Genomic DNA, 5,510 nt, shown 5'->3' on the forward strand with positions numbered 1-5,510 from the left:
GTGCGCGGGATCTGAAAGAGATCGCCCGGCGCATCGGCACCACCCGCAGCACCACGCACCGCCTGGCCAGTTGCCTGGTGGAGGAGCGCTACCTGCGCGTGGTGCCGCAAGTCGGCTACCTGCTGGGGCCGAAGCTGATCGAGCTGGGGTTTCAGGCGCGCGAAGAGTTGCCGTTGGTGACCCTGGCGGTGCCATATCTGGACGAGTTGTCGGCGCTGACCGGCGACACCATCCACCTGGCGATTCGTGAAGACGACGACGTGCTCTATCTGCACAAGAACCCCGGTCGCAACGGTCCGGAAATGCGCTCGCGGGTCGGCCATCGCATGCCGCTGGCGCGGACTGGTATCGGCAAGGCGTTGCTGTTGGATGACAGCGTCGATGAGTGGCAGCGCCTGTACGAAGTCAGCCAGCCGACGGCAGGGAAAAACCTGCAGTGGCCGCAACACCCGGAGCAATCCTGGGCGCAATTCGAGCAGCGCATGCGTGAGTATGTGGTGGGCGGCTATGCGTTCGACCTGGAAGACAACGAGCCGTCGATCCGCTGCGTGGCGGCACCGGTGCGCGATGCCAGCCGGCGAATCGTCGCCGGCATCAGCATCGCCAGTACCGTGCCCTACATGCCGCTGGAGAAAATGGCCGAGCTGATTCCCGTGATCAAACAGGTCGCGGCGCGGCTATCTGCGCAGTTGGGCGCGAAGGCCTGATCAGGCCTTCAAGGTCGCCATGTCGATGACAAAGCGGTACTTCACATCGCCGGCGATCATGCGCGAGAACGCCTCGTTGATCTGGCGGATGTCGAGCATTTCGATGTCGCAGGTGATGCCATGCTCGGCGCAGAAATCCAGGACTTCCTGGGTTTCTGCGATGCCGCCGATCAGCGAACCGGCCAGCATTTTACGGCCCAGTACCAGCTTGGCGGCATTGACGGGCGGGTCCACCGGCTCGATTAGACCGACCAAGATATGCACGCCGTCAAAGCGCAGCACATCGAGGTAGGGGTTCAGGTCGTGCTGCACCGGGATGGTGTCCAGCAGGAAGTCGAAGTGCCCAGCGGCGGCTTTCATTTGCGCGGCGTCGGTGGACACGATCACATGATCCGCGCCCTGGCGCCGGCCTTCCTCGGCCTTGCTCGCAGAACGGGTGAACAGCGTGACTTCGGCGCCCATGGCCTTGGCGAACTTGATGCCCATATGGCCCAGGCCGCCCATGCCGAGAATCCCGACTTTATCGCCGGCCTTCACACCGTAGTGCTTGAGCGGCGAGTAGGTGGTGACGCCTGCACAGAGGATCGGTGCGGCGCTGGCCAGATCGAGCTTGGCCGGGATCTTCACCACAAAGTGTTCGCTGACCACGATGCTGTCGGAGTAGCCGCCCATGGTGTTGCTGCCATCGACACGGTCCGGGGTGGCGTAGGTCATGGTCGGGCCTTCGAGGCAGTATTGCTCCAGGTTCGATTGGCAGGCGGCGCAGTGGCGGCACGAGTCGACCATGCAGCCGACGCCGACCAGGTCGCCGACTTTATGCGCGGTGACGTTGGCGCCGACGGCGCTGACTTTGCCGACAATCTCATGGCCCGGCATCAGCGGGTACACGGCGATGCCCCATTCGTTGCGGGCCTGGTGGATGTCGGAATGGCAGACGCCGCAGTACAGAATTTCGATCGCCACGTCATCGGCGCGCGGGCTGCGGCGTTCAAACGACAGGGGGGCGAGGGGAGTGGTGGCCGACTGGGCGGCATAACCGATAGCGGTGTACATGGGCAAACCTCGCAAAAGCAGTGACAAGTGAGGTGGGCCATTTTCCGCGCCGACCCCGCAGGCGACCATGGCGATTGCTCCGAGTCTCATGCCTATTCGTCCGGGAGTGCCTCTGGTTTGGATGCACGGGGCGCTCGACCTGCGATGATGCTCTCATCCCTTATTAGCGAAGTTTTTTGCCATGTTGTTGACCCGCCATCTCGACGCCAACGCCACCCTGGTTTCCTTGATCGAGAGGCTGACGCCCCGCGACGGTTTCTCCCCGACCCACCTGCCGGGTGTGCAAGTGTTGCGCGCCAGTTGCGACGTCGCGCGCGGGCCGCAGATCTATGAGCCGAGCCTGATGTTCGTCGCCCAAGGCAGCAAAGTCGCGTACCTGGGCCCGCGTACCCTGGAGTACGGCGCGGGGCACTACCTGATCCAGGCGATGCCGGTGCCGTTCGAGTGCGAGACGTTCGCCCGGGCGCCCGGCGCACCGCTGTTGGGGGTAACGGTGGGGATTGATCGGGTGGTGCTGGGCGAATTGGTGATGGCCATGGGCATGCAGGCCGGGCCGCCGCCGACCGCGCAGACCTTGGAGTCGATGAGTTCGGTGGTATTGGATGACGCCATGCGCGGCTGCGTCGAGCGGCTGTTGCAATGCCTGCACGATCCGCTGGAAAGCCGGATCATGGGCCCGGCGCGGGTGCGTGAATTGTTGTTCACCGCGTTGCGCGGGCCCCAGGCGGATGTGTTGCGTGCGTTGGTGGAACAGCAGGGGCAGTTTTCACGAATCGCCACCTCGTTGAATCACCTGCACGCCCATTACGCCGACCCGCTGAATATCGAGACGTTGGCAGGTTATGCGCACATGAGTGCGTCGACCTTTCATGAACACTTCAAGCGCTGCACCCTGTTGTCGCCGGTGCAGTATCTGAAGCGTTTGCGGTTGCTCAAGGCGCAGCAGTTGTTGCTGGTGGAAGGCATGGGCGTGGCGCAGGCGGCGCATAGCGTGGGGTATCAGAGTACGTCGCAGTTCAGTCGCGAATATAAGCGCTACTTCGAGCGTAATCCGGGTGAAGAGCGCGCTGCCTGATTCTCCCTGGCTCAACGGGATTAAAAATGTGGGAGGGGCGGTGCGACGACTCGACTTGCTCCCGATGACGGTGGTCCAGCCATAGATGTGCTGACTGTTCCACCGCTATCGGGGGCAAGCCCCCTCCCACATTGAGTTGATGCCAGCCACAAAAAAGGCTCCCATCCGGGAGCCTTTTCTTTAAGCGGTTGACTTACATATTCGGGTAAGTCGGCCCGCCCGCGCCTTCCGGCGTCACCCAGGTGATGTTCTGCGAAGGGTCCTTGATGTCACAGGTCTTGCAGTGTACGCAGTTCTGGGCGTTGATCTGGAAGCGCTTCTCGCCGTCTTCCTTGGTCACCACTTCATACACGCCGGCCGGGCAATAGCGCTGCGCCGGTTCATCGTAGAGCGGCAGGTTGGTGCCGATCGGGATGCTCGGGTCTTTGAGTTTCAAGTGGCACGGCTGTTCTTCTTCGTGGTTGGTGCCGGAGATGAACACCGAGCTCAGTTTGTCAAAGCTCAGCTTGCCGTCGGGTTTGGGGTAGTCGATCTTCTGGCAGTCCTTGGCCAGCTTGAGGCAGGCATAGTCCGGCTTGGTGTCGTGCAGGGTCAACGGCATCTTGCCGCCGAGGATATTTTGGTCGAACCAGTTGAAGCCAGCACCGATGATCGGGCCGAACTTGTGCATCGCCGGGCCGAAGTTACGCGTGGCAAACAGTTCTTCGTAGAGCCAGCTTGCCTTGAAACTGTCAACGTAGTTGGTCAGCTCGTCGCCGCCTTCGGCGTCCGCCAGCAGGCGCTCGGCCACGGCTTCGGCGGCGAGCATGCCGGATTTCATCGCGGTGTGGCTGCCCTTGATCTTGGCCACGTTCATGGTGCCCAGGTCACAGCCGATCAATGCGCCGCCCTTGAACACCATCTTCGGCAACGAGTTGATGCCGCCCTTGGCCAGCGCGCGGGCGCCGTAGCTGATGCGCTTGCCGCCTTCCAGGTACTGCGCCAGCACCGGGTGATGCTTGAGGCGCTGAAACTCATCGAACGGTGACAGGAAGGTGTTGCTGTAGGACAAGTCGACGATCAGGCCGACGACCACCTGGTTGTTTTCCAAGTGATAGAGGAACGAGCCACCGGTGTTCTCGTTGCTCATGATATCCAGCGGCCAGCCGGCGGTGTGGACCACCAGGCCTGGTTGGTGCTTGGCTGGGTCGATTTCCCAGATTTCCTTCAGGCCGATGCCGTAATGCTGGGCGTCGGCGTCGCTGTCCAGCTTGAAGCGCTGGATCAGTTGCTTGCCGATATGGCCACGGCAGCCTTCGGCGAACAGCGTGTACTTGCCACGCAGTTCCATGCCGGGGGTGTACAGGCCTTCTTTCGGGTTGCCTTCGCGGTCGACGCCGAGGTCGCCGGTGATGATCCCGCGCACCACGCCGTTTTCGTCGAACAGCGCTTCCTGGGCGGCGAAGCCTGGGTAGATTTCCACGCCCAGGTTCTCGGCCTGCTGGGCCAGCCAGCGGCACAGGTTGCCCAGGGAGATAATGTAGTTGCCTTCGTTGTGCATGGTCTTGGGCACAAAGAAGTCAGGCACCTTGGTGGCGGTGTTGCTGCTGCGCAGTACATAGATGTCATCGCGCACCACGGGGGTGTTGAGCGGAGCGCCGAGTTCTTTCCAGTCCGGGAACAGTTCGTTCAGGGCGCGTGGTTCGAACACGGCACCGGAAAGGATATGTGCGCCGACCTCGGAGCCTTTCTCGACCACGCAGACGCTGATTTCCTTACCGGCTTCGGCGGCCTTCTGCTTCAGTCGGCAGGCGGCAGACAGGCCCGCCGGGCCAGCGCCGACGATGACCACGTCGAATTCCATGTATTCGCGTTCCACAGGCTATCTCCTACTCAGGCTCACAGGCTTTTTTTCTAATGGGTGGAGGTTGGGTGTCGTCATCGTCATCGCTGCGCTCACTGGGCAGGCGGATGACCACCTTTCTCTCTAGGTGGCGCATTATATCTACACCACTCTCAGCGTCCAATACAAACGTTTGTTTGAATTGCTTGGAAGCTAGGTAAATCAAAGCAACGGGGCTTATGACTGGCCATTTTGCCGTATTGACCAGAATAGGCGTTCCGGTCAATATACGGTCGGTTTTGCGCTAGCCGTAGGCTGACTGTAGGTTTCAAGAGCACCTTTAAAGACAGGCGAAGGCGAAAAAGGCTGGCGCGTGCCCAATGCTGGCGCGCAGTTTACACGTCGCGATCATGAATGACCTCCCAGTCACCACTGACGAACGGTCATCACTCTCCATCGCTGCGTCACTAGCCGAAGGTTTTGAAGGTGCCCTTGTGTGCCGATGAGCATCAACCGCCAGGTTCGCCTAGGCGACTTTCTTTTCACCGGAGAGTAACGAGGAATCCATGAAGGTTCTTGTAGCTGTCAAACGCGTTGTCGATTACAACGTGAAAGTTCGCGTCAAGGCGGACAATTCCGGCGTCGACCTCGCTAACGTCAAGATGTCGATGAACCCTTTCTGCGAAATCGCCGTGGAAGAAGCTGTACGCCTGAAAGAGAAAGGCGTGGTGACTGAAATCGTCGTGGTTTCCATCGGCCCGACCACTGCTCAAGAGCAGTTGCGTACCGCCCTGGCACTGGGCGCTGATCGCGCCATCCTGGTTGAGTCGGCTGAAGAGCTGACCTCCCTGGC

The 5,510-nt window shown here is 61.1% G+C and carries 5 protein-coding genes; 3 read left to right on the forward strand and 2 right to left on the reverse strand.

What is annotated here, in order from left to right; translation table 11 throughout:
- Positions 1-707: IclR family transcriptional regulator (locus L9Z73_RS24255; RefSeq protein WP_247406481.1), on the forward strand; the 707-nt coding region annotated here is incomplete at its 5' end.
- Here the strand turns inward: L9Z73_RS24255 and L9Z73_RS24260 are convergent.
- Positions 708-1,760, reverse strand: coding sequence for an NAD(P)-dependent alcohol dehydrogenase (locus L9Z73_RS24260; protein ID WP_247406483.1), 1,053 nt, complete (start codon positions 1,758-1,760; stop codon positions 708-710).
- 181 nt (positions 1,761-1,941) lie between these two features.
- Between L9Z73_RS24260 and L9Z73_RS24265 the strand changes: the two genes are divergently transcribed.
- Entirely contained in the window at positions 1,942-2,835 is an 894-nt protein-coding gene (locus L9Z73_RS24265) for an AraC family transcriptional regulator (RefSeq protein ID WP_247406485.1), read from the forward strand.
- Between the two features lie 193 nt (positions 2,836-3,028).
- Here the strand turns inward: L9Z73_RS24265 and L9Z73_RS24270 are convergent, their stop codons facing one another.
- The gene (locus L9Z73_RS24270; protein WP_247406486.1) at positions 3,029-4,693 is read right to left on the reverse strand and encodes an electron transfer flavoprotein-ubiquinone oxidoreductase; all 1,665 of its coding nucleotides are present in this window, start codon (positions 4,691-4,693) and stop codon (positions 3,029-3,031) included.
- Positions 4,694-5,223: 530 nt separating this feature from the next.
- Between L9Z73_RS24270 and L9Z73_RS24275 the strand changes: the two genes are divergently transcribed.
- Positions 5,224-5,510 (forward strand): electron transfer flavoprotein subunit beta/FixA family protein (locus tag L9Z73_RS24275; protein WP_430624313.1); only part of this gene is annotated, 287 nt, incomplete at its 3' end.

Origin of the sequence: Pseudomonas emilianonis (assembly GCF_023072625.1) — a bacterium.
GTDB classification, from domain to species: Bacteria; Pseudomonadota; Gammaproteobacteria; order Pseudomonadales; family Pseudomonadaceae; genus Aquipseudomonas; species Aquipseudomonas paraveronii.